The organism is Streptomyces sp. TAA486 (genome assembly GCF_000426165.1).
Map to the genome: position 1 here is coordinate 106,084 of NZ_AUEV01000009.1, position 23,564 is coordinate 129,647.

The following is a 23,564-nucleotide window of genomic DNA, read 5'->3' on the forward strand; positions in this document are numbered from 1 at the left end:
TATGGTTCTGGCATGTTCGACTCGCGGCACATACGGACGTTCCACGAAGTGGTGCGGGCCGGTTCGTACTCGGCGGCCGCGCGGACGCTCGGCTACACGCAGCCCGCGATCACGCAGCAGATGAAGGCTCTCGAACGGTCCGTCGGCACGCCGCTGTTCGTTCGCGTGGGGCGGCAGATGCGTCTGACCGAGGCGGGGGAGGCGCTGGAGCGCCACGCGGGCGTCATCCTCGACCGGATCGCGGCCGCGCAGCAGCAGATGTCGGCGATCACAGGACTACGGGCCGGGCGAGTGCGGATGTGCGCGTTCCCCAGTGCCGGCGCGACGCTCGTACCGGAGGCGCTGGCGCGCCTGGCGTCCGAACACCCGGGCATACGGGTCGAGTTGCAGGAGGCGGAGCCTCCCGACTCGATGCGGCGCGTGGCGGACGGCGAGTGCGACATCACCCTCGCCTTCACCTATCCCGGCCTCCACGAGCAGGTGCCGGACGAGCTGGTCGAGATCCCGCTCATGGAGGACCAACTGACCGTGCTGCTTCCGACGGGGCACCGGATGGCGCGGCGCCGCGCGGTGAAGCTCTCCGAGCTGTCGGACGAGCGGTGGATCGCGGGCTGCCTGCGCTGCCGCGCCAACTTCCTCCACGAGTGCGCCGAGTTGGGCTTCGCGCCCGATGTCGCCTTCACCACCGACGACATCCTGGTGGTGCAGAGCCTCGTCGCCGAAGGGCTCGGCATCGCGATGATGCCCGGGCTGGTGCTCTCCTTCCTCGTGCACCGCAAGGTCACCGGACGGGCCCTGGACCCGGCCTCGCGGCGGCACGTGTCCGCGTACGTACTGCGCGAGCACCTCGACATCCCGACGACCGCCCTCGTACTGGACGAGCTGAGAACGGCGGCCACGAACCGCGTCGGCTGCTAGGGCGTGTCCGACGAGCCGCGGGAGTCCACCTCCGCGCGAGCGGGCTTGAGTTGTGACTCGCCTGAGCGAATTCCTCCTCCATAAGCGTTGGTTGGGGGCAGGCGAAGAAACCGTCGTTGGACGTGATGAGTCCGCGGCCTCACGCTGCGAATATGGCCACTTCGACGCAGCACCACCCCGCGGCGACCGCCGTCCGCACCGCGCCCCGCACCACGGCGCGACTCGACTCCCTCGTCGGAGAAGTGCGCGAAGTGGTCGGCCGCGGAATGGCGCCGGACGTCACCGCATATCTCGTCGGCGAGAAGCTCGCACCGCACCTCGGCACCGGCGCCGCGGACGGCCTTCTCACGCCGGAGCAGCAGCAGGGCGACCCCGACCACTACCGCCAGCACCTGCTGCACGCCGAGCACGACGGCAGCTTCTCGATCGTCGCGCTGGTGTGGCTGCCCGGCCAGTGCACATCCGTGCACGACCACGTCTCCTGGTGCGTCACCGGCGTCCACGAGGGCGAGGAGCACGAGCGGCGCTACCGGCTGCTGCCCGCGGAGGAACCGGGCGGGAGCGCGCGGCTCGTGGCGACGGAGGACGTGGTCAACCCGGTCGGCGCGGTCTGCGGATTCGCGCCGCCCGGCGACATACACAAGGTGTGGAACGGCTGCGGTGAGAAGGCCATTTCGCTGCACATCTACGGTGCCGACATCTCACGCCTGGGCAGCAGCGTGCGCCGCGTGTACGAGCTGCCGGCGGACCGCTGATGGCGCTGCTGGGGGACCGGCCCCAGGTGTCCCCGGCCCCTTCGCCCACACGTTCCGTGGCGGGGAGTGTCCGTCCGCCCCGCAAGGACACCGGCCGCACCGCCTCACCCGCGAGACCGCGCCCCGCCGGCAAGCTGCCCGGCCTGGCGGTTGCCGCGCTGGGCGTCGTGGCCGCCGGGTCCGTGCATCTGCTTGTGCCGGCCGTGCCGATGCTGTCGGCGGCCGTGGTCCTCGGCATCCTCGCCGCCCACCTCCCCGGGGTGCGGACGATGGTGAGCGGCCCGGCCCGGCCCGGTCTGTCGTTCGCGGGCAAGCGGCTCATGCGCGTCGGAGTCGTGCTGCTCGGGCTGAAGTTGAGCATCGGCGACATCGTCGGCCTCGGCTGGACGACCGTCGCGATGGTGTTCGTCGTCGTCGCGGCGACCTTTTCCGGGACGCTGTGGCTGGGCCGGAAGCTCGGTCTCCCCGGGGACCAGCCGCTCCTGATCGCCACCGGCTACTCGATCTGCGGCGCGTCCGCGATCTGTGCCGTCAGCGAGGTGCGCGAGAGCGAGGAGCGCGACGTCGCCACGTCGGTGGCCCTCGTCACGCTCTGCGGCACGCTCGCCATAGCCGTACTGCCGCTGCTGCACCACCCGTTGGGCCTGGACGCGGGGCAGTTCGGACGCTGGGTCGGTGCGGGCGTGCACGACGTCGGACAGGTCGTCGCCACGGCCCAGACAGCCGGGCACCACGCCCTCGGCCAGGCGGTGCTGGTGAAACTGATGCGCGTCGCGCTGCTGGCGCCGCTCGTGGCGGCCGTCGTCCTGTCCGTACGGGCACGCAGCGGGCACGCCCGAAAGGGCGGCGCCGCCGGGTCGCCCGCCGACGCCGCTGGGAACGGCACCGGCACGGCAGGTCGGCGTCCGCCTCTCGTGCCGCTCTTCGTCGCCGGTTTCCTCGTCATGGTCGTCCTCCGCACGACGGGATGGCTCCCCGCCGGAGCCCTCGGCGTGGCCGGCACCGCGCAGGAACTGATCCTCGCCGCCGCCCTCTTCGGCCTGGGCAGCGCCGTGCATCTCCCCACGCTCGCCCGCACCGGAAGCAGGGTGGCCGCGCTCGGGCTGTGCTCGTGGATCGTCATCGCCGGGGTTTCTTACGGGGGCGTGCTGCTGACCGCGTGACGCGTCTGACAGCGCCACTCTCGCGGCTCGCGCCGTCCGTTCAACCCCCGTGCATGGCACGGGAATTCGCCCGAATCGGACTCCCCACGGAGGCTGTCACCGGCCGCCGGTAGGCTGAAGCAGTCTCGCCGCGCTGTCCGGCGGCCCTCGCATCGACGCGGACGACCACGCCACCGACCCACCCGGAGACCGTGACTACCAGCACTTCCTCCACCAGCCACCACCTGTCGCCCGCCTTCCCCGGCCGTGCCCCCTGGGGCACGGCCAGCAAGCTGCGCGCCTGGCAGCAGGGGGCGATGGACGCGTATCTCCAGCAGCAGCCACGGGACTTCCTCGCGGTGGCCACCCCGGGCGCCGGCAAGACGACGTTCGCCCTCACCCTCGCCTCGTGGCTCCTGCACCACCACGTCGTGCAGCAGGTGACCGTCGTGGCGCCGACCGAGCACCTGAAGAAACAGTGGGCGGAGGCGGCGGCGCGTATAGGCATCAAGCTCGACCCGGACTACAGCGCGGGCCCGCTGAGCAAGGAGTACCACGGCGTCGCGGTGACGTACGCGGGCGTCGGCGTACGGCCGATGCTGCACCGCAACCGGGTCGAGCAGCGAAAGACCCTCGTCATCCTCGACGAGATCCACCACGCGGGCGACAGCCGCTCATGGGGCGAGGCATGCCAGGAGGCCTTTGAACCGGCCACCCGCCGACTGGCCCTCACCGGCACGCCGTTCCGCTCGGACACGAACCCGATCCCGTTCGTCGACTACGCCGAGGACGCCGACGGCGTGCGCCGCTCCGTCGCCGACTACACCTACGGCTACGGCAACGCGCTGGGCGACGGCGTCGTGCGGCCCGTCATCTTCCTCTCCTACAGCGGCAACATGCGCTGGCGCACCAAGGCAGGCGACGAGATCGAGGCGCGCCTCGGCGAGCCCATGACCAAGGACGCCGTCTCACAGGCGTGGCGCACGGCCCTCGACCCGCACGGCGAGTGGATGCCGTCCGTACTCGGCGCCGCCGACCGGCGGTTGAGCGAAGTGCGCAAGGCCATCCCGGACGCGGGCGGCCTGGTGATCGCCAGCGACCAGGACTCGGCACGCGCGTACGCGAAACTCCTCCGCGAAGTGACCGGCACCGCCGCCACGGTCGTGCTCTCCGACGACAGCGGCGCCTCCCAGCGCATCGAGGACTTCCGCAACTCCGACGACCGCTGGATGGTCGCCGTGCGCATGGTCTCCGAGGGCGTGGACATTCCGCGTCTCGCGGTCGGCGTCTACGCCACGACGATCTCCACGCCGCTCTTCTTCGCGCAGGCCGTCGGCCGCTTCGTACGGTCGCGGCGGCGCGGCGAGACGGCGTCCGTCTTCCTGCCGACCATCCCGATGCTGATGACCTTCGCGCACGAGATGGAGGTCGAGCGCGACCACGTGCTCGACAAGCCGAAGAAGGACGCCGAGGACGACCCGTACGCGGAGGAGGCCGGCCTCCTCGAGGAGGCCGAACGCGAACAGGACGAGGACACCGGTGAGCAGGACGAACTGCCCTTCGAGGCACTGGAGTCGGACGCGGTCTTCGACCGGGTCATGTACGACGGCGCCGAGTTCGGCATGCAGGCCCACCCCGGCAGCGACGAGGAGCAGGACTACCTCGGCATCCCCGGGCTCCTGGAGCCGGACCAGGTGCAGGCTCTCCTGCAGAAGCGGCAGGCGCGGCAGATCGCGCACAGCAAGAAGAGGCCCGACGCCGACGCGGACCTGCTCGAACTGCCCGCGGAGCGGCGTCCCGTCGTCACGCACAAGGAACTGCTGGAGCTGCGCAAGCAGTTGAACGGGCTCGTGGGGGCGTACGTCCACCAGAGCGGCAAGCCCCACGGGGTGATCCACAACGAGCTGCGCCGCGTGTGCGGGGGGCCGCCGAGCGCGGAGGCGACGGCGGGCCAGCTCGAACAGCGCATCGCGAAGGTGCGGGAGTGGGCGACGCGCATGCGGTGACCTCGCGGTCGGCGCCGTTTCCTGCTCGTGCCGCGGTGGGGGGGGCGGGGCTCAACTGCCGGGGACGGCCGTGAGTCGTGCCGCGGCCTCGGAGTCGAACCGGTCGTCGACGAGGACGACCGAGCGCCCCGCGGCGTCCAGCAGGGAAGCCGCGATCGTCGCGCGCATCCCGGTGGCGCAGTGCACCCACACCACGCCGGGCGGCAACTCCGCCATCCGTCCGCGCAGTTCGTGCACGGGGATGTGCAAAGAGCCGTCGATGTATCCGCCGGCGCGTTCGGAGTCGCGGCGTACGTCCAGCACGATCGGCTCCCCGCCCGCGGTACGGGCGGCGCCGAGTTCGTCGAAGTCGGCACGCGGGAACGAGGCGACCTCGTCCGTGCCGCGCACCCAGTCGGTCGCTACGCCGGTGGCGGCTGCTGCCGGCCGGTCGATGCCCACACGGACCAACTCGCGCTGTGCGTCGGCCACGTGCTCGGGGCTCTCACCCAGCAGCGTCACCGGCTTGCCCCAGGGGATCAGCCACGCGAGGTAGGTCGCGAGCCGGCCGTCACCCTCGAAGTTGTACGAGCCGGCGAGATGACCGGCGGCGAAAGCCGTGCGGTCGCGCAGGTCCACGACCCACTCACCGGCCGCCAGGCGGGCGGCGATCTGCTCCGGGCGGGCCTGTCGCGGCGGTGTCAGATCCACCGGGTCGGGACCGGCGGCGTTGACCGGGCCCATGTGCGCGTAATACGCCGGAATGTCTTCGAGTCCGTCGAGCAGCCGGGACACGAAGGTGTCGACGTCGAGCGTGAGCGCGTCGTTCTCCTTGCGCTCGGCGCCGATCGTGGTCGTGTCGCCGTCCGCCTGCGAGCTGGAGCAGAAGCTTCCGAAGCCGTGCGTGGGCAGCACCTGCGCGTCGTCGTCCAGCGTGTCCGCCAGCCGGTGCGCGGAACCGTGCTGGGCCCTGGCGAGCGACTCCGTCAGCCGCGGCTCCACCAGATCCGGACGGCCGACCGTCCCGATCAGCAGCGATCCGCCGGTGAACGCGGCGACTCCGTGGCCGTCCTCTTCGAGAACGTACGAGGTGTGGTGCGGTGTGTGGCCGGGGGTGGACAGGGCGCGCAGCGTCAGCTGCTCGTCGACGGTCAGGGTGTCGCCGTCCGCGACGGGTGTACGGGGGAAGGAGACCGCGGCGGCGGAGGGCACCAGGTGGTCGGCACCCGTGATGCGGGCCAGCTCCAGGGCGCCGGAGACGTAGTCGTTGTGGACGTGGGTCTCCGCCACGTACGCGATGCGGATGCCGCGGCGGGCCGCGGCGGTGATGACCCGGTCGATGTCGCGGGGCGGGTCGACCGCGACGGCGGTGTTCGAGCCGCCGGCGAGATAGCTGCGATTGCCCAGGCCCTGGATCTCCAGGGTGTCGACGAAGAACACGGCGTCTGCTCCTTGTCCCGATCACGCTCCGGGTACCCGGGAGGCGTGGGGCAATCCCGTGCGGGGGCGCCGGTGTGCGCCTCGGGTTCGTTGTGCGTGCCGGGTGCGGGCCGTTCCGGCGGTTGCCCCGGGGCGGCACGCCCCCGCACCACGCGCGAACCGATGGCGAACCCGGCCACCCGGAATGCGGCACGCCCCGGCACCACGCACCCACCCGAGGCGAACCGAGGCAAGCCCCAAGCCACGAACCCGGAGCGCAAAGAAGAAGTGACCGGATTCTGGACGCACTCTTCCGGTGAGCGGAGCGGGTCGCTAGGTTCAACGGCACAGCGCGATCCCGGCCACGGCTACGCCCCCCACTGCTACGCCCCCACCCGGAGCCGCCCCCACTGAACCGAGGAGGAGCGCGTAGTGACTGCGGAGACCTCTCAGACCCTCGACCGGGGACTGCGCGTCCTCAAACTGCTCGCCGACACGGACCACGGCCTGACCGTCACGGAGCTTTCCAACAAGCTCGGCGTCAACCGCACCGTCGTCTACCGGCTGCTCGCCACGCTGGAGCAGCACGCCCTCGTCCGCCGTGACCTGGGCGGACGCGCCCGCGTCGGGCTCGGGGTGCTGCGGCTGGGCCGGCAGGTGCATCCACTCGTACGGGAGGCGGCGCTGCCCGCGCTGCGTTCGCTGGCCGAGGAGATCGGGGCCACCGCGCACCTGACCCTGGTCGACGGCACGGAGGCCCTCGCGGTGGCGGTCGTCGAGCCGAGCTGGACGGATTACCACGTCGCGTACCGCACCGGCTTCCGCCACCCCCTCGACAGGGGCGCCGCGGGCCGGGCGATCCTCGCGGGGCGCGGTCCCGACAGCGAGCTGGGTCCCGGATTCGTCCTCACACACGGTGAGTTGGAGGCCGGAGCCGGAGGCGCCGCGGCTCCGGTGCGCGGCGTGACGGGGATCGAGGGCAGCGTGGGCGTGGTGATGCTGACGGACGCGGTCCCGCCGCAGGTGGGCGAGCGCGTGGTGCGTGCGGCGCAGGAAGTGGCCGACGCTCTGCGCTGACCCTTCGGAACATGGCGGGGCGGTCCCTCCGGCTCCGCCATGGGGAGTGCCCGGTGCGGTTGTTAGGTTGCCGGGGTGAACACACCCGCCCCGCCTTCCTCGCTGCTCTCCCGGCTCGGCTCGCGCCTCCGCCCGCGACGGCTCTCTGCGCGGCAGCGCACCCTCCTCGTATGTGCCGCGCCGCTCACCGCGCTGTTCGCGGTTGTCGCTCTCGCGCCGCTGCCGTTCGCTCTCGCGGAGCCCGGCCTCACCGCGAACGTGATCGGCGACAGCAAGGACAAGCCGGTGATCACGGTCTCCGGGCCGGGGAGCCAGGGAACGAGAGCCGACGACGGCAAGCTGCTGATGACGACGATCGCCGCGACACCGCCCGGCGCGACGGTCCGGCTGCCGGAGGTCGTGGAGAGCTGGTTCCGTGCGGACAGGGCTGCGATGCCGACCGAGGCGGTCTACCCGGTGGGCGACAGCCTCAAGGAGATCGAGAAGCACAACAAGGACGAGATGCGGCAGTCGCAGAACGCGGCGGTCAAGGCGGCTCTGCGGCAGATGCACAAGTCACCGCGGGATGTGCGGGTCTCGCTGCGCCTGGCCGACGTGGGCGGACCGAGCGCGGGGCTGTTCTTCTCGCTCGGCATCATCGACAAGGTCGTCGGCGACGGCCGGGGCGGCGGCCTGACCGGCGGAAAGGTCGTCGCGGGCACCGGCACCATCAAGGCGGACGGCATTGTCGGGCCCGTCGGTGGTGTGCCGCTGAAGACGAAGGCGGCGAAGCGGGACGGGGCGACCGTCTTCCTCGTGCCGCGTGCCGAGTGCGCCGACGCGCAGGCGGAGCGGCCGAAGGGCCTGCGTCTGGTGCCGGTCGACACCCTCGGGGGCGCTCTGAAGGCGCTGAAGGCCCTCAACGGCGATGGCCGGGTGCCCAGTTGCTGATCCAGGGCCCCCGGCTCCCGTCAGTTCAGCCCGTCTTGATGAAGCCCTTCCGCACGAGCCAGTCCTTGGCGACGTCGTGCGGGTCCTGGCCGTCCACGTCCACCTTGGCGTTGAGCTTCTGAGCCGTCTTGTTGTTCAGAGCCTTGGTGATGGGTGCGAGCAGCCCGGCGATCTGCGGGTACTTCTTCATCGTCTGGCTGTTCATCTCGGGCGCGACGTTGTAGTTCGGGAAGAACTTCCTGTCGTCCTCGAGGATCTTCAGCTTCAGGGCGGGGATGCGTCCGTCGGTCGCTGCGATCGCACCGAAGACGCACGGTTTTCCGTTGGCGGTCTGGGTGTAGACGACGCCGCCGGCCATCTTGTGCACCTGGCCCTCGGGGAAGCGCATGCCGTACTTCTTCGCCATGCCCTTCAGGCCGTCCTGGCGGGAGGCGAACTCGTTCTCCACGCAGATACTGGCCGCGTTGGGGTTCTTGCGCGACAGTTCGGCGACGTCGGAGAGCGTCTTGGTGCCGTACCGCTTCTGCAGCTTCTCGCTGATGACGAGCGCGTAGGTGTTGTCGAGGGTGGAGGGCCGCAGCCATTCGACGCCCTTGGCCCGGTCCTCCTTGCGGACGGCCCTCCACTGCTCGACGGGGTCGGGCACGGGCTTGGTGTGGCCGAGGTAGGTGATCCAGGACGTGCCGGTGTACTCGTACATGCCGTCGGCCGTGCCGGATTCGACGGCTGAGCGTGCGCCGATGGAGCCCTGCACGGCGGTGCGGTCGACCACGTCGGCCCCGGCCGCCCGGAAGATCAACCCCATGATCTTGCCGAGGATGATCTGCTCGGTGAACTCCTTGGAGGTGACGGTCAGTTGGGCCCCTTCGAGAGGCCGTCCGGCTCCCACTGTGCCGGGCCGCACCTTGTCGCTGAGCGGGCTGCCGCTGACCAGGCCGCAGCCGCCGAGAGTGCCGGTGAGGGCGAGCGCGGTCAGCCCGGCGGCGAGCGTGCGCAGCGAGAGCGGGGTGCGTGAGGTGCGCCGGGTGCGCATCAGGACGATCCCTCCAAGCCACGTGGGCGCAGCAGCAGTTCGACGAGTGAGGCGAGCCAGTCGACCAGCAGCGCCAGTGCGACGGTGAGTATCGAGCCGAGCATCAGCACGGGCATCCGCTGGTTGGTGATGCCGGAGGAGATCAGGTCGCCCAGGCCGCCGCCCCCGATGAAGGTGGCGAGTGTGGCCGTGCCGACGTTCAGGACAAGAGCGTTGCGGACGCCGGCGAGGATCAGCGGTACGGCCAGGGGCAGTTCGACCTTCGTCAGCACTCCGAGCGACGACATCCCGATGCCCTTGGCGGCCTCCGTCAGGCCGGGGTCGATGTTGCGCAGCCCGGTGATGGTGTTGGCCAGCACCGGCAGCACCGCGTAGACGACCATGCCGACGACGGCGGTGCCCTGACCGATGCTGAGCCAGAACACCAGCAGCACCAGCAGCCCGAGGGACGGGACGGCCTGCCCCAGGTTCGCGGCCGCCATGGCTACGGGTGTCGCCCTGCGCAGCTTCTGACGGGTCAGGGCGATGCCGAGCGGTATCGCGATGATCAGCACGAAGAACGTGGAGATCACGGTCATCTCGATGTGCTGGCGCAGGCGGAGGGTGACGTTGCCGCCCGAGATGGAGTTGCGGGCGATCGTGTCGAGTTCGGCGCCGCGGAACCACAGCCAGGTGCCCAGCAGCACGAGCGCGAGCACACCGGGCAGGATCGTGAGTTTCTGCCAGGTGAGCCTGTCGCGGAGCCGTTCTTCGCTGTGTGCGGCCGCCGCGGGCGCCGACTCCTCGTCGGGCGCGGCCTGTTGGTCCTGCTGTGCGGGCGTCTGCCGCTCGTCCGCCTCGGTGGCCGCACTGTTGGTCGATCCGCTCACGATGTGAGGCCCTCCTGCGCCGCGTACGTGCGCTTGGCCTGCGTCTCGCTCAGGCTGTGCCGGTGCTCGATGGCCTCCAGCCGGTCGGCGTCGAGGAGTTCGTGCACGCAGTTCATCAGCGTCTCCAGGTCGACGACGCCGGTGTACTCCCCGCGCCGGCCGGTGACGGCGACCCGTCCGCCGCTGTCGGTGAGCACCGCCTCCAGCGCGTCGCGCAGCGTCGCGTCGCGGGTGACGGTGTCGTGCACGAGTGTCCCCGCGCGGGCCAACGAGCCCTTCGCATGGGTGAGATCGCCGCGCCGCAGCCACTTGTACGGGCGCTGCTTCGGGTCGAGCAGCAGCACCTCGTTCGTCGTGCCGGCGCTGAGCATCTCCGAGATGGTCTCCAGGGGCTCCTCAACGGTGGCGGTGGGGAAGTCGACGATCTCGACGTCCCGCACGCGGGTCAGGTTGAGCCTCTTGAGCGCCGCGCCGGCGCCCACGAATCCGGAGACGAAGTCGTCGGCCGGGTTGGTGAGGATCGCCTCCGGGGTGTCGAACTGGGCGATGTGCGACTGTTCGCGCAGGACGGCGATGCGGTCGCCCAGCTTGATGGCCTCGTCGAAGTCGTGCGTGACGAAGACGATGGTCTTGCGCAACTCGTGCTGGAGCCGGATCAGTTCGTCCTGGAGGTGGTCGCGGGTTATCGGGTCGACGGCGCCGAAGGGCTCGTCCATCAGCAGCACGGGCGGGTCGGCGGCCAACGCCCGTGCGACGCCGACGCGTTGCTGCTGCCCGCCGGAAAGCCGCCGCGGATAGCGGCCCTGGAACTCGGCGGGGTCGAGGCCGACAAGGTCGAGCATCTCCTCGACGCGCGCCTTGATCTTCGCCTTGGGCCAGCCGGCCATCTTCGGCACCTGGGCGATGTTCTGCGCGACCGTCATGTGCGGGAAGAGCCCCGACGACTGGATGGCGTAGCCGATCTTGCGGCGCAGCTTCACCGCGTCGATCCCGGTGACGTCCTCGTCGTCGATGCGGATGCGTCCCGAGGTGGGCTCGATCAGCCGGTTGATCATCTTCAGCAGGGTGGACTTGCCGCACCCGGAGGGGCCGACCAGGACGACGGTCTCACCGGCCTTGACCTCCAGGCTGACGTCGTCCACGGCGGCCACCGTGGAGCCGGAGTACCGCTTGGTCAGGCCCTCCAGGCGGATGGTGGCGCCGGAGGCGGCAGCGGGCGCGCCCCGTTCCGGAGCAGCCGCGGCCTGCGCGGGCGTCCCGCTGCCCTCCTCCGTCCGCGGCGTCGTCCCGGAGCCGGATGCTGCGGATGTCTCAGGCACGTATCCCCCTCGGGGTGGTCAGTCGTCCGACGACGACGTACGCGGCGTCGAAGAACAGGGCGAGCACGACGATGCCGAGAGTCCCGGCGAGCACTTGGTTGAGGGCGTTGGCGCTGCCGAGCGAGGCCACACCGCGGAAGATGGTGTTGCCCAGCCCGGGGCCGGAGGCGAAGGCGGCGATCGCCGCGATGCCCATGAGCATCTGCGTGGAGACGCGGATCCCGGTGAGGATCGGCGGCCAGGCCAGCGGCAGTTCGACCCTCAGCAGCCGCCTCGTACGCGACATGCCGATGCCGCGGGCCGCGTCGACCAGAGCGGGATCGACGCCGCGGAGCCCGACGATGGCGTTGCGGACGATGGGCAGCAGCCCGTAGAGCGTCAGCGCGATGACGGTGGGGGCGACCCCGAGCCCCACGAGGGGGATCAGCAGACCGATCAGCGCCAGCGACGGCACGGTCAGGATCGTCGCCCCGGTCGTCATGGCCAGATCGCCCGCCCATTCGCGGCGGTAGGTGAGCACACCCACCGCGACACCCAGGACGGTCGCCGCCACGATGCACTGGAACACGGCGCTCGCGTGCTGGAGCGAGTCCGCCAGCAGCTGCGTGTGGCGGTTGCCGAGATACTCCCAGAAGCTCATTCCGGTACCCCTCGCCTCTTCAAAGCCGCTCCGTCCGTTCCTGCCCGCCCACGCGTGCGGGCGGGTCCTGTCGTGCCGCGTGCTCTCCTGCCCGGCGACGCCGGAATGACGCACCGGTCACGGGTTCCTCACGGCACCGGCTCGCCGTCTCCGCCCCCGCCCGCCGCCTGACGCACCAGCGGGACGATCCGCAGCGGCACCGGGTTCTCCATGACGATGGCCGTCGAGGCCCGCACGATGCCCTCGAAGCCCACCACGCGGTCGATGACCCGCTGCAGATCCGCGTTGGACCGTGCGACGAGGCGGCAGAGCATATCCCCGTGACCCGTCGTCGTATGCAGCTCCAGCACTTCCGGTACGGAGTCCAAGTGGGCCCGTACGTCGGCGCCTTGGCCCTGCTTGATCTCCAGGGTGGCGAAGGCGGTGACGGGGTAGCCGATCGCCGCCGGATCGACGTCGGGGCCGAAGCCGCGGATCACCCCCGTGGTCCTGAGGCGTTCCAGTCGTGCCTGCACCGTGCCGCGGGCGACGCCGAGCCGGCGGGATGCCTCCAGCACTCCGATCCTCGGCTCGTCCGCGAGCAGTTCGAGCAGACGTCCGTCGAGCCGGTCGATACCCACAGCTTCCCTTTCGGTAACCAGCCTTCTGAGCATCTTGTACAGATCGTCCGGCGCGAGACCGGTCTCGCTGGTCAAGGTGTTCAGTGAATACGGGAAGTATTGCGCACCTTGTGGAACAGGGGGAGCCTTGGGGCATGACTGAGACCACCCACGCAACCCCTGACACTGCCCGGCAGGCCGATCCCTTCCCGGTGAAGGGGATGGACGCGGTCGTCTTCGCCGTCGGCAACGCCAAACAGGCGGCCCACTACTACTCGACGGCGTTCGGCATGAAGCTCGTCGCCTACTCCGGACCGGAGAACGGCAGCCGCGAGACGGCCAGTTACGTCCTCGAATCGGGCGCCGCGCGCTTCGTCCTCACCTCCGTCGTCAAGCCCTCCACCGACTGGGGGCGCTTCCTGACGGAGCATGTCGCGGCGCACGGCGACGGAGTCATCGACCTGGCCATCGAGGTCCCGGACGCGCGCGCCGCGTACGAGTACGCGGTCGCGCAGGGCGCCACCGGCATCGTCGAGCCGCATGAGGAGAAGGACGAGAACGGCACAGTCGTGCTGGCGTCCATCGCCACCTACGGCACGACCCGGCACACCCTCGTCGAGCGCTCGGCCTACTCGGGCGCCTATCTGCCCGGGTACGTGGCCGCGGAGCCGGTCGTCGAGCCGGGCAAGCGCAACTTCCAGGCCATCGACCACTGCGTGGGCAACGTCGAACTCGGCAAGATGGACGAGTGGGTGGCCTTCTACAACAAGGTCATGGGGTTCACGAACATGAAGGAGTTCGTGGGCGACGACATCGCGACCGAGTACAGCGCGCTGATGTCGAAGGTCGTCGCCGACGGCACCCTGAAGGTCAAGTTCCCCATCAACGAGCCCGCGATCGCGAAGAAGAAGTCGCAGATCGATGAGTACCTGGAGTTCTACGGCGGTGCCGGCGTCCAGCACATCGCGCTCGCCACGAACGACATCGTCGCGACGGTACGGGCGATGCGCGCGGCGGGCGTCCAGTTCCTGCAGACCCCCGACTCGTACTACGACACCCTCGGCGAGTGGGCGGGCGAGACCAGGGTGCCCGTGGAGACGCTGCGTGAGCTGAAGATCCTCGTCGACCGTGACGAGGACGGCTACCTGCTGCAGATCTTCACCAAGCCGGTCCAGGACCGCCCGACGGTCTTCTTCGAGATGATCGAGCGCCACGGTTCCATGGGCTTCGGCAAGGGCAACTTCAAGGCCCTCTTCGAGGCGATCGAGCGCGAGCAGGAAAGGCGCGGCAACCTCTGACGGCGGCCGTACGCCCGGGTGAGCGGCCCTGATCGGGGGACGCGCACCCCGGACACGGTCCATGACACGCATCCGTGACGTCCGCTCGTCACGCGCAGCCGTCGCCCGCAGCCGTCGCGCCTGCCCGGCAGCCCGGCCTTCCCGGCGCTGCGGGCAGGTGCGACGCTGAGCGCATGAGCGAGTTGATCCAGCGGCTCAGGGACGGCCTGCCCGGGGACGCCGTCATCACCGACCCCGACGTCATGGCCTCCTACTCCCGCGACATGGCCGACTTCTGCGAAGCGGGCACGCCGGCGGCCGTGGTGCTGCCCCGCACCGTCGAAGAGGTGCAGCACGTGATGCGCACGGCGACCGCCCTGCGCGTCCCCGTCGTGCCGCAGGGCGCCCGCACCGGTCTGTCGGGCGCGGCCAACGCCTCCGACGGCTGCGTCGTGCTCTCCCTGATCCGCATGGACCGGATCCTGGAGATCAACCCCGCCGACCGCATCGCCGTCGTGGAGCCCGGCGTCGTCAACGCCACGCTCTCCCGCGCCGTCAACGAGCACGGCCTGCACTACCCGCCGGACCCCAGCAGCTGGGAGCAGTGCACGATCGGCGGCAACATCGGCACGGCGGCCGGCGGGCTGTGCTGTGTGAAGTACGGGGTCACGGCCGAGTATGTGCTCGGCCTCGACGTCGTACTGGCCGACGGGCGGCTCATGTCGACGGGCCGCCGCACCGCCAAGGGCGTCGCCGGGTACGACATGACGCGGCTGTTCGTCGGCTCCGAGGGCAGCCTCGGCATCGTCGTACGCGCCGTGCTCGCACTCAAGCCGCAGCCGCCGCAACAGCTCGCGCTGGCCGCCGAGTTCCCCTCCGCAGCCGCGGCGGGCGACGCCGTCAGCCGGATCATGGAGTGCGGCCACGTCCCGTCGCTGATGGAGCTCATGGACCGCACGACGCTGCGGGCGGTCAACGCCCTGACGAACATGGGACTTCCGGAGTCCACCGAGGCCCTGCTGCTCGCCGCGTTCGACACCGACGACCCCGGCGCCGACCTCGCCGCCGTGGGAGAGCTGTGCGAGGCGGCGGGTGCCAGCCAGGTCGTGGCGGCGGAGACCCGTGCCGAGTCGGAACTTCTGCTTCAGGCGCGGCGCAGCGTGCACTGGGCGCTGGAGGCACTGCCGGGAACCACGTTGATCGACGACGTCTGCGTGCCGCGGACGAAGCTGGCCGACATGCTGGACGGCACCGCGGCCATCAGCGAGAAGTACGGGCTGACGATCGGAGTGTGCGCACACGCCGGGGACGGCAACACCCACCCCACCGTCTGCTTCGACCCGGACGACGAGGACGAGACGCGCCGCGCGCACGAGGCGTTCGACGCCATCATGGCGCTCGGGCTGGAACTCGGCGGCACCATCACCGGTGAACACGGCGTGGGCGTCCTCAAGAAGGAGTGGCTGGCCCGCGAACTCGGCCCGGTGGGGCTGGAGATGCAGCGCGGCATCAAGGAGGTCCTCGACCCGCTGGGCCTGCTGAACCCCGGCAAGCTCTTCTGAGACGTACCGGTCGGGGACGGTCCGGGACGCGTCGAGGACCGTCCGGGGACACCCGTCCGGGAGGCATCGAGGCGACGGGCAGAGCCACCGCCCGGCGGTTCGGGCGGATCACGACGGATCGGCCGAACTCCCCACCGCGCGTGGGATGTTCACGCCCGATGCACATTCGTCGGATCGAGTGAAAGTCGGAGGGAAATTCACCCTCACACTTCGGCGTCGCCTGCCTCTTCGGACGGTGACGGGTCGGTCAGGCAGACCCCCTCGCCGTGGCCCACCCGCAAGAGTTCGGCCAACGCGTCGTCCACGCCCAGCGCTTCGCCCTCGGTGCCCGCCGGCACGGCGCGCAGCGTGCGTTCCAGCCATCCGGAGACGATGCCCGAGGGGGTCTCGAGCAGGGCGTCGCCGTCGGGGGAGGAGAGAGCCACACAGATCACGTCGCGCCCCTGAACCTTCGCGGGCCACACCCGTACGTCCCCCTCACCGCAGGGGCGGAAGACGCCCTCGACGAGCAGTTCCCGTGCGAACGTCCAGGTGACGGGCGCGCCCGTGCCGACGTGGAAGGCGATGTGCGCGGCGTAGGGATCCTTCGCGAGATACGTCAGACGCGCCTGTACGGGAAGGCCGTGCTCGGGTGAGAGCACAAGCCTGATCTCGAGTTCGCATTCGACGACGAGGTTCATCGGACCGCCCTTTCGTGATCCTGTGATCAGTCGCGCAGCCTGTCTTGGCGTGCACTGAAGAGGGCCCAGGCCGTGGCCGGTTACGCGTGTTCGCGCCATTCTCTCCCCAGAGTGGGCCTGTGCGTCCAGCACGGGTGGGCAAGTTGTCGGCCCTGTCTGGTAGATGTGGACACTACGCTTCACGGTTGCACCGCGCGGGTCAACTGCGGAGCACGTACATCACAAGACGACACAACAGTCGAAACAGATACGGGACCTGGACACTATGAGCGCGCCCCTCTCAGGATCCGCCGGCGGAAGCCCTGCCCCCGGCTTCTATCCGGATCCGTCCATCCCCGGCTACATCCGCTACTGGAACGGCTCCTCGTGGGTGCCCGGTACCAGCCGCCCCCAGCCGGAAGAGGGCGAGGCGATGCCCACGCCGCCGTCGGCCGCCGCCGCCTCCTCGGCGGTCGCTCCGCCCACCCGGGAGGAGCCGGCACCGGCGGAGGAGACCGGACCGGTCTTCCTCGACGAGGAGATGGACAGCGGCGCCGGCCCTGAGTCACAGCTGCCTGCCGCCCGCAGCGGCGATGCGCCTCTCCCCGAGGTGCGCCCGCGTGGCGAGGTCGCGTCGGCCGGTTCCATCGACTGGGACGATCCGAGCCGCCTCCACGGGCAGCGCCCGGAACCCGCGTCCGCATGGCAGGCTGACGCGGCGCGGCAGGGAGGCTTCGCCGGGCAGAGCGAGGGCATCTCGTGGGGCCGCGGTGAGGGCGGCGAGGGAGCAGCAGGCGCTCCTGGCGCCTCAGCCGACCCTCGAGGCGGCTGGGGAAGGCCAGCGGCCGAAGGGGCCGCGGAGGGGCGCACGGACAGCGGTGCGGCCCCTGCTCACGGTTCTCCGGCTTCTCCTGCCCACGGCGCGGACTCCGCCGGCTCACCGCCTCGTGACGGCACCTTCCAGATGCGTGCGCTCAGCCCCGAGGCAGGCAGGCAGACGGGCCAGGAGCAGCACGGCGCCGACAACTCCGCCCCCGGACCGCAGGTACCCGAGCACACCGTCGGGCTGCGCCGCTCGGACGTGCTGCGCTACGGCACGGGCAGTGGCCAGACGCCCCCGGCAGCGGCCACGCCGTCCGCCCCGTCGGTGCCGGGCCAGGGCCCGCCCGCGCAGCCGCACACACCTGCTCAGGGCGCCCCGCCCCAGCCCCCTCAGGCCGCACCGCAGCAAGGCGCACCGCCGCATCAGGCCGCACCGCCGCAGCACGGCCTGCTGCATCAGCAGGGCGTGCCGCCGCAGCACGGTGCCCCGCCGCAGGGTGCTGCCCCCGCCGCCGGGCCCGCGCAGCCGTCCTGGACCCAGCAGGTGCACGACCTGGCCGGCAATGCCCCCGGCGGCGGCCAGGATGCACATGCCGCTCCCGCCGCGGAGGCCGCCATGGCGTGGCGGCCGCCGAGCGCCGACCCGTTCGCGCAGGCGCAGCAGGAGGCCCGTCCCGCCGCTCTGGGCAAGCGCTTCGGCGCCCGCATGGTCGACGGTCTGATCACCGGGGCGGTGGCTGCGGCCGTCGCGTTCCCGTTCGTCGGCGAGTCCGTCGACCATGTACAGGCGAAGATCCAGGCCGTGAGGGACGCGGGCGAGACGAAGACGGTCTGGCTCATCGACGGCACGACCGGCAGCAGCCTCGCCGTGGTCCTGGGCGTCCTGCTCCTCTTCGGCCTGCTCTACGAGGTGCTGCCGACGGCACGCTGGGGCCGCACCCTGGGCAAGAAGCTGTTCGGGCTGACGGTGCTGACCATGGAGCAGCAGGACAAGCCGGGCTTCGGGGGCGCCCTGAAGCGCTGGTTGACGTACGGCGTGCTCTCACTGCTGGTGATCGGCGTGCTCAACGTCCTGTGGTGCGTCTTCGACCGGCCCTGGCGGCAGTGCTGGCACGACAAGCTGGCGGGCACCTTCGTCTCCAAGGACTCGGGCGAGATCCGCCTCTGAGCGGATACGGGCGGGCCGGCGCCGCGCACCCTGCGCGTCCGGTCCCGCGACGGTCACTCCGATGACGCACGCCGGGTGCGAGGCGGCGCGGGCCGCGGTCCACTCGGCCCATGAGTACGGATCAGCCCGGCAACGACCCGTTCCGCAAGCAGGAGTCGCCCGAGGAGAGGCAGGAGCCGCCCAGGTACGGCGATTCGGCAGGTCCGTACGGCGACTCGGCCGGTCCGTACGGCGGTCCGCCCCCGCCGCCGGGCGGCCAGGGCGAGGGCCCGCGGGGAGATCCGTACGGCGGAGGCCCCTACGGCGGCGCGGGAGGCCCGTACGGCAGCGGCCCCTACGCCTCCAACCCGTACGGAGACATGGCGGGAGCCACCGACCCCCTGGAAGGCATGGCGCCTCTCGCGTCACGCGGCAGGCGGCTGGTCGCGCGGATCATCGACGCGCTCCTCATCGGCATCCCGGTCGGTCTCATCATGGGATTCGCACAAGGGGGCTGGGATCCGGACGACAGCAGCCGTACGGCGGGTCAGCAACTCGTCTACACGGTCGTCTATCTGGTCTACGAGGGGCTGATGCTCACGCACTCCGGCCAGACGGTGGGCAAGAAGGTGATGCGGATCAGGGTCGCTGTGCTCGCCGACGGCACGGTGCCCAGGGGAACGCCGGGCTGGCTCCGTTCGGCGGTCTACCACGTGCCGCCGCTGGTGCCCTGCATCGGCTTCCTCTTCTGGCTCGTGAACGTGCTCTTCTGCACCTGGGACAAGCCGTACCGGCAGTGCGTGCACGACAAGGCGGCCAAGACCGTGGTCGTGGCCGCCGATTGACCGGGTGACCCGTGGAACGGGTCCGACGGCGACGGTGGAGAGCGAGCACGAACCGCGGCGTCGCGGACGCCCGTCCGCCTGGTCAGGAACGCAGCGAGGGTTCCGCCACACGCCTCGCGCCCCGCGCCGCGGCCGTGTCGTGCCGCGCGTGGATGCGGGAGGGCGAGGAGGCCCGGGCCCGCAGCGCGACCGCACGCGCCTGCGAGCGTGTACGCACGCGACGGACCGTCTGCACCCCCGGAGTTGTGAGTGCCACCAGTACACCGACCGCCAGTGCGACGACCGCGATCAGTGCGACTCCCGGCCCTGACTGGGTCCGGGAGAGCAGGAGCATCGCGAGCGTCGAGCAGATGACGGTGACCGAACCGTAAGCGAGCTGTGCGGGGGTCGGACGCGGCATGGCGTGATCCGTCCTCGGGAGACGTGTCGGGAGTGGGGCCGTCGGTCGAGCCGTACGGAGGCACGCGGTGCCCGCCGAACGACCCTACGGTCCGGGATTCCCGGACGGACACCACGGTAAGCGTGAGCTGACCCACGTCGAAGTCGCACAGGGGGCGCACGGTCGCACAGCCGTTGATCGTCCCAACTGGCGGACAGGTGCCGACGCTTGCGTGCCCAGCACGAATGTGGGCATCAGGGTCTGTCTTTTCTCTCTCGGCTGCTGTCCAATACCTCCTGTCCCATGACACTCCACAGGGGAGGGCACCTCAGAGGTGAACGGCAGACGGAGATCCAAAAGATCCAGAGCAGGAGCGCTGACGGTTGCCATAGCGGCGATCGGCGCCACCGCACTGATACCCGCAAGTGCGGCACAGGCTCAGCAGATATCGGCGCCGGCCGCACATCCGGCACCGCAGTCGGCGGTAGCGCAGCCCGGAGCGCCCGGGGGGAGCGCGGACGGGCACAGCAAGGACAATCTCAAGGGTCCGTTCGACAAGGAGCGGAACGCTCAGCGTCAGGCGGCACTGGAGAAGCTGGCACAGGGTGACGCCAAGACCGTCCAGCGCAAGGGCTCCGAGGTCGTCAAGCTCGATGACGGCAAGTACGTAGAGCTGGCGCGGCAGAAGACGGACAAGATCTTCACCATCCTCGTCGAGTTCGGCGACAAGATCGACGACAAGTACGGCGGCGACCCGGGGCCCGTGCACAACAAGATCCCCGCTCCTGACCGCAAGAAGGACAACTCCACCTTCTGGAAGAAGGACTTCAACAGGGAGCACTTCCAGAAGACGTATTTCTCGACGAAGACCGAGGACTCGGTCAAGAGCTACTACGAGAAGCAGTCCTCCGGGCGCTACTCCGTCGAGGGAACGGTCTCCGACTGGGTCAAGGTCGACTACAACGAGGCCCGTTACGGCTCCAACTACTGCGGCGACTCCAACTGCCCGACCGTGTGGGACGCGATCCGGGACGGCGTCGAGAAGTGGGTCGAGGACCAGAAGGCGGCCGGCAAGAGCGACGCGGAGATCGCGGCGGCAGTGGCGGAGTACGACAAGTGGGACCGCTACGACTTCGACGAGGACGGCAACTTCAACGAGTCCGACGGCTACATCGACCACTTCCAGTTCGTGCACGCCGGTGAGGACGAGTCGGCCGGCGGCGGAGCCGAGGGCGAGAACGCCATCTGGGCGCACCGCTGGTACGCGTACGGCAGCGACGCGGGCAAGACCGGTCCGGAGGACAACAAGGCCGGCGGCACCCAGATCGGCGACAGCGGCATCTGGGTCGGCGACTACACCGCGCAGCCGGAGAACGGCGGACTCGGCGTCTTCGTCCACGAGTACGGCCACGACCTGGGTCTGCCCGACCACTACGACACAACTGGCGGCGGCGAGAACTCCGTCGGCTTCTGGTCGATCATGTCCGTGGGCTCCTGGCTCAACAAGGGCAAGGACGCCATCGGCGACTCCGCCGGCGACATGAGCGCGTGGGACAAGCTCCAACTCGGCTGGCTGGACTACGACAAGGCCAAGGCGGCCACCAAGTCGAAGCACAAGCTGGGCACGCACTCGTACCAGACGAAGAACAAGCAGGCGCTCATCGTCGAGCTTCCCGAGAAGGACGTCACGACGACGATCACCAAGCCCGCCGAGGGCGAGAAGCAGTGGTGGAGCGGCAGCGGCGACGATCTGCGCAACACCCTCTCCCGCAGCGTCGACCTGACGGGCAAGTCCAAGGCCTCCCTGGACCTCAAGGGCTGGTGGGACATCGAGGAGAACTACGACTTCCTCTACACCGAGGTCTCCGAGGACGGCGAGAACTGGACGCCGATCGACGGCACCGCCGACGGCAAGCCCATCCCGCGTGACGGCAGCAACCAGCCCGGCCTCTCCGGTGTGTCGAAGACGTACAAGGATCTCGCCTTCCCCCTCGACGACTTCGCGGGGAAGAAGATTGATGTTCGCTTCCGCTATCTGACGGACGGTGGGGTCGCCCAGAAGGGGTTCGCGGCGGACGCCATCAGCGTCACCGCGGACGGTGAGAAGATCTTCGAGGACGGCGCCGAGGCCGACAACGACAACGGCTGGGAGACGAAGGGGTTCTCGCGCATCGGGGAGTCCTTCACGAAGCCCTACGCGCAGTTCTACATCGCCGAGAACCGCAACCACGTCTCCTACGACAAGTCGCTGAAGTACGGGCCGTACAACTTCGGTTGGGCCTCGACGAGGCCCGACTGGGTCGAGCGCTACGCGTACGAGAAGGGCCTGCTCGTCTGGCTCTGGGACACCTCTCAGCTGGACAACAACGTCTCGGCGCACCCCGGCGAGGGCCTGATCCTGCCGGTCGACGCGCACGCGAAACCGGAGAAGTGGTCGGACGGCAAGCCGCTGCGCAACCGCATGCAGGCCTATGACTCGCCCTTCGGGAAGTATGCGACGAATGGGATCAAACTCCATAACGACGGCAAAGCGGTCAAGGTCAAGTCGAAGAAGGGCGTTCCTGTCTTCGACGACCATAAGGGGACGTACTGGTACGACTCGAACCCCACCCAGGGGGTCAGGGTGCCGGACACCAACACCCGGATCATGGTCGTGAACCAGCCCCGTTCCGGTGAGACGATCACCCTCCAGGTGAGACCTTCCACAAATTAATTTGCATCGTTGCAGGTCAAAACATGATCGGCCGTTGCCCCCCTGGCGGGCAGCGGCCGATCGCGTTTAGATGCCTGTGACGGGCCTCTGCGGAGGTCCACCGGAACAGTCTCGCGGGGGTGTTGTTGATCATGGCTGGAGGCGGATTCGCCCAGCTGCCGGACGGGAGCGTGATCGTCGCGCTCACCATTCCGGTCCCGGCCCAGCGTGCAGCCAGGCACGCGGGGCCGGATACGGGGGCGACCTCGGACGCGGGCCCGGAGGCGGCGACAGGAAGCCGGCAGCCGGGCCCCGTACGGCAGGGCCGCGGTGGCGGCCCGTACGACGGCCTCATGCCGGAGCGACGTCGCTGGTCGGCCCACGCGGACGAGGCGCACACGGTGCGTGCTGTCACGCCGGGGCGGCACGGCGACGAGCCGCGTGTACGCGTGCTCGTCCACTCCGTCAACCGTGCCCGCGCCCTGACCCGGCTGCGGAACCTCGGCATGCGGGCGGTCTATCTGCGGGGCAACGCGGAGCCGCCGACAGCCGACGAGGTCACGGCCGTGCTGCACCACCCGGACGGGCTGGTGTGGCGCACGACGCCGGGCGACGACCGCGAGGCATGGCACCCCATCGAGTCGCTGCTGCGGCCCTCGGACCGGGTGCGCACCGGCTAGGCGGGCACCACGGCCACCCCGGACACCGCGGCCCGCGTGTGCGCGGGCCGGAGGGCTGCCCGCGCCGCTGACGACACACGACCGCCCTGACGACAGGCGACGTCCAGACAGGGCAGAGCCGAGGCCGCTGGGCGGCGGCGCTCACGCCTCCCGCAGGACCGGTGCGCCTGACAGGTGGATCCCGGCGTCGCGCATCTCGTCGAGCGCGTTCTGCGTGGTGGCCGGCGCTACGCCGGCGGTGAGGTTCAGCAGGACCTGGGTGCGGAAGCCCTCGGAGGCCGCGTCCAGCGCGGTGGCACGCACGCAGTGGTCGGTAGCGATGCCGACCACGTCGACCTGGTCCACGCCGCGCTCCCGGAGCCAATCGGTGAGCGGCGTGCCGTTCTCGTCGGTGCCCTCGAAGCCGCTGTAGGCGGCGGAGTACGAGCCCTTGCTGAAGACCGCGTCGATCGCGCCGGCGGCGACGGCTGGGGCGAAGTTCGGGTGGAAGCCGATGCCTTCGGTGCCGGCGATGCAGTGCGGCGGCCAGGTGCGTTCGAAGTCGGGGTTGTCGGCGAAATGGTCGCCCGGCTCGATGTGGTGGTCCCGGGTGGCGACCACATGGTTGTACCCGGCGGAGGCGTCGCCGATGAGATCGGTGATGGCGGCGGCGACGTCCGACCCGCCGTTGACCCCGAGGCTTCCCCCTTCACAGAAATCGTTCTGCACGTCTACGACGATCAGTGCCCGGTGCATTGGAGGTGCCTTTCGGGGGGTGGGGGATTTGGTGCGGGGCGTCGGCACGACCCTAGAGAATCCGCCGTCTCCGTGGGAGG

Annotated in this window: 21 protein-coding genes; 12 read left to right on the plus strand and 9 right to left on the minus strand. The window is 70.3% G+C overall.

Annotated features, from left to right (window positions below; genetic code table 11):
* Window positions 1–12: 12 nt before the first annotated feature.
* From I004_RS0114975 to I004_RS0114990, 4 genes are all read left to right on the plus strand, one after another.
* The gene (locus tag I004_RS0114975; RefSeq protein ID WP_028436164.1) at window positions 13–918 is read left to right on the plus strand and encodes a LysR family transcriptional regulator; all 906 of its coding nucleotides are present in this window, start codon (window positions 13–15) and stop codon (window positions 916–918) included.
* A gap of 152 nt (window positions 919–1,070) precedes the next feature.
* Window positions 1,071–1,673 (plus strand): cysteine dioxygenase, encoded by a 603-nt coding sequence (locus tag I004_RS0114980; protein WP_028436165.1) that lies wholly within the window; start codon window positions 1,071–1,073, stop codon window positions 1,671–1,673.
* Window positions 1,673–2,836, plus strand: a complete 1,164-nt coding sequence (locus I004_RS0114985) for a putative sulfate exporter family transporter (RefSeq protein ID WP_028436166.1) — start codon at window positions 1,673–1,675, stop codon at window positions 2,834–2,836. The genes I004_RS0114980 and I004_RS0114985 overlap by 1 nt, the downstream gene beginning before the upstream one ends.
* Window positions 2,837–3,027: 191 nt before the next feature.
* The gene (locus I004_RS0114990) at window positions 3,028–4,821 is read left to right on the plus strand and encodes a DEAD/DEAH box helicase (RefSeq protein WP_028436167.1); all 1,794 of its coding nucleotides are present in this window, start codon (window positions 3,028–3,030) and stop codon (window positions 4,819–4,821) included.
* Between the two features lie 51 nt (window positions 4,822–4,872).
* On the opposite strand, the gene I004_RS0114995 is transcribed toward I004_RS0114990, so the two are convergent.
* Entirely contained in the window at window positions 4,873–6,240 is a 1,368-nt protein-coding gene (locus I004_RS0114995; RefSeq protein ID WP_028436168.1) for an MBL fold metallo-hydrolase, read from the minus strand.
* A 411-nt stretch (window positions 6,241–6,651) separates the two neighbouring features.
* Here I004_RS0114995 and I004_RS0115000 point away from each other — a divergent pair, with 411 nt between their 5' ends.
* Together I004_RS0115000 and I004_RS0115005 are read left to right on the plus strand one after the other, a co-directional pair.
* Window positions 6,652–7,296, plus strand: coding sequence for a helix-turn-helix domain-containing protein (locus I004_RS0115000; protein WP_028436169.1), 645 nt, complete (start codon window positions 6,652–6,654; stop codon window positions 7,294–7,296).
* 102 nt (window positions 7,297–7,398) lie between these two features.
* Window positions 7,399–8,226, plus strand: coding sequence for a S16 family serine protease (locus tag I004_RS0115005; protein ID WP_028436170.1), 828 nt, complete (start codon window positions 7,399–7,401; stop codon window positions 8,224–8,226).
* A gap of 25 nt (window positions 8,227–8,251) precedes the next feature.
* Here I004_RS0115005 and I004_RS0115010 read toward each other — a convergent pair whose 3' ends face one another.
* From I004_RS0115010 to I004_RS0115030, 5 genes are all read right to left on the minus strand, one after another.
* The gene (locus I004_RS0115010; protein ID WP_051345055.1) at window positions 8,252–9,259 is read right to left on the minus strand and encodes a glycine betaine ABC transporter substrate-binding protein; all 1,008 of its coding nucleotides are present in this window, start codon (window positions 9,257–9,259) and stop codon (window positions 8,252–8,254) included.
* A complete protein-coding gene (locus I004_RS37550; protein ID WP_028436172.1) occupies window positions 9,259–10,239 on the minus strand; it encodes an ABC transporter permease in 981 nt (326 codons plus the stop codon). Before I004_RS37550 ends, I004_RS0115010 begins: the two co-directional genes overlap by 1 nt.
* Complete coding sequence (locus tag I004_RS34065) at window positions 10,125–11,447, minus strand: ABC transporter ATP-binding protein (protein WP_078511222.1); 1,323 nt, start codon at window positions 11,445–11,447, stop codon at window positions 10,125–10,127. Before I004_RS34065 ends, I004_RS37550 begins: the two co-directional genes overlap by 115 nt.
* Entirely contained in the window at window positions 11,440–12,087 is a 648-nt protein-coding gene (locus I004_RS0115025) for an ABC transporter permease (protein WP_028436173.1), read from the minus strand. Before I004_RS0115025 ends, I004_RS34065 begins: the two co-directional genes overlap by 8 nt.
* Window positions 12,088–12,215: 128 nt before the next feature.
* On the minus strand, window positions 12,216–12,707 hold the full coding sequence (locus tag I004_RS0115030) for an Lrp/AsnC family transcriptional regulator (RefSeq protein ID WP_028436174.1): 492 nt from the start codon (window positions 12,705–12,707) through the stop codon (window positions 12,216–12,218).
* A 134-nt stretch (window positions 12,708–12,841) separates the two neighbouring features.
* On the opposite strand from I004_RS0115030, the gene hppD reads away from it, so the two are divergent.
* Both hppD and I004_RS0115040 read left to right on the plus strand, forming a co-directional pair.
* The gene (gene hppD, locus I004_RS0115035) at window positions 12,842–13,984 is read left to right on the plus strand and encodes a 4-hydroxyphenylpyruvate dioxygenase (RefSeq protein WP_028436175.1); all 1,143 of its coding nucleotides are present in this window, start codon (window positions 12,842–12,844) and stop codon (window positions 13,982–13,984) included.
* 173 nt (window positions 13,985–14,157) lie between these two features.
* Complete coding sequence (locus I004_RS0115040; protein ID WP_028436176.1) at window positions 14,158–15,525, plus strand: FAD-linked oxidase C-terminal domain-containing protein; 1,368 nt, start codon at window positions 14,158–14,160, stop codon at window positions 15,523–15,525.
* Window positions 15,526–15,728: 203 nt separating this feature from the next.
* On the opposite strand, the gene I004_RS0115045 is transcribed toward I004_RS0115040, so the two are convergent.
* Entirely contained in the window at window positions 15,729–16,205 is a 477-nt protein-coding gene (locus I004_RS0115045) for an SsgA family sporulation/cell division regulator (protein ID WP_028436177.1), read from the minus strand.
* 265 nt (window positions 16,206–16,470) lie between these two features.
* Here I004_RS0115045 and I004_RS0115050 point away from each other — a divergent pair, with 265 nt between their 5' ends.
* Window positions 16,471–18,174 carry an RDD family protein gene (locus tag I004_RS0115050; RefSeq protein WP_028436178.1) on the plus strand — a complete coding sequence of 568 codons (1,704 nt, stop codon included), beginning with the start codon at window positions 16,471–16,473 and terminating at the stop codon, window positions 18,172–18,174.
* Between the two features lie 110 nt (window positions 18,175–18,284).
* Window positions 18,285–18,998 carry an RDD family protein gene (locus I004_RS0115055; RefSeq protein WP_028436179.1) on the plus strand — a complete coding sequence of 238 codons (714 nt, stop codon included), beginning with the start codon at window positions 18,285–18,287 and terminating at the stop codon, window positions 18,996–18,998.
* An 82-nt stretch (window positions 18,999–19,080) separates the two neighbouring features.
* Here I004_RS0115055 and I004_RS0115060 read toward each other — a convergent pair whose 3' ends face one another.
* Window positions 19,081–19,398: a hypothetical protein gene (locus I004_RS0115060; RefSeq protein WP_028436180.1), complete on the minus strand. Its 318-nt coding sequence runs from the start codon at window positions 19,396–19,398 to the stop codon at window positions 19,081–19,083.
* 313 nt (window positions 19,399–19,711) lie between these two features.
* On the opposite strand from I004_RS0115060, the gene I004_RS0115065 reads away from it, so the two are divergent.
* Window positions 19,712–22,090, plus strand: a complete 2,379-nt coding sequence (locus tag I004_RS0115065) for an immune inhibitor A domain-containing protein (RefSeq protein ID WP_028436181.1) — start codon at window positions 19,712–19,714, stop codon at window positions 22,088–22,090.
* Window positions 22,091–22,422: 332 nt separating this feature from the next.
* The gene (locus tag I004_RS37555) at window positions 22,423–22,749 is read left to right on the plus strand and encodes a hypothetical protein (RefSeq protein WP_106965357.1); all 327 of its coding nucleotides are present in this window, start codon (window positions 22,423–22,425) and stop codon (window positions 22,747–22,749) included.
* Between the two features lie 141 nt (window positions 22,750–22,890).
* On the opposite strand, the gene I004_RS0115075 is transcribed toward I004_RS37555, so the two are convergent.
* Complete coding sequence (locus I004_RS0115075; protein ID WP_028436183.1) at window positions 22,891–23,484, minus strand: nicotinamidase; 594 nt, start codon at window positions 23,482–23,484, stop codon at window positions 22,891–22,893.
* Window positions 23,485–23,564 lie beyond the last annotated feature (80 nt).

Coding starts and splice junctions, on each gene's coding strand:
- I004_RS0114975 (WP_028436164.1), top strand. CDS start 13: ATGTTCGACTCGCGGCACATACGGACGTTCCACGAAGTGGTGCGGGCC.
- I004_RS0114980 (WP_028436165.1), top strand. CDS start 1,071: ATGGCCACTTCGACGCAGCACCACCCCGCGGCGACCGCCGTCCGCACC.
- I004_RS0114985 (WP_028436166.1), top strand. CDS start 1,673: ATGGCGCTGCTGGGGGACCGGCCCCAGGTGTCCCCGGCCCCTTCGCCC.
- I004_RS0115010 (WP_051345055.1), bottom strand. CDS start 9,259: ATGCGCACCCGGCGCACCTCACGCACCCCGCTCTCGCTGCGCACGCTC.
- I004_RS0115025 (WP_028436173.1), bottom strand. CDS start 12,087: ATGAGCTTCTGGGAGTATCTCGGCAACCGCCACACGCAGCTGCTGGCG.
- hppD (WP_028436175.1), top strand. CDS start 12,842: ATGACTGAGACCACCCACGCAACCCCTGACACTGCCCGGCAGGCCGAT.
- I004_RS0115040 (WP_028436176.1), top strand. CDS start 14,158: ATGAGCGAGTTGATCCAGCGGCTCAGGGACGGCCTGCCCGGGGACGCC.
- I004_RS0115045 (WP_028436177.1), bottom strand. CDS start 16,205: ATGAACCTCGTCGTCGAATGCGAACTCGAGATCAGGCTTGTGCTCTCA.
- I004_RS0115050 (WP_028436178.1), top strand. CDS start 16,471: ATGAGCGCGCCCCTCTCAGGATCCGCCGGCGGAAGCCCTGCCCCCGGC.
- I004_RS0115055 (WP_028436179.1), top strand. CDS start 18,285: ATGAGTACGGATCAGCCCGGCAACGACCCGTTCCGCAAGCAGGAGTCG.
- I004_RS0115060 (WP_028436180.1), bottom strand. CDS start 19,398: ATGCCGCGTCCGACCCCCGCACAGCTCGCTTACGGTTCGGTCACCGTC.
- I004_RS37555 (WP_106965357.1), top strand. CDS start 22,423: ATGCCGGAGCGACGTCGCTGGTCGGCCCACGCGGACGAGGCGCACACG.
- I004_RS0115075 (WP_028436183.1), bottom strand. CDS start 23,484: ATGCACCGGGCACTGATCGTCGTAGACGTGCAGAACGATTTCTGTGAA.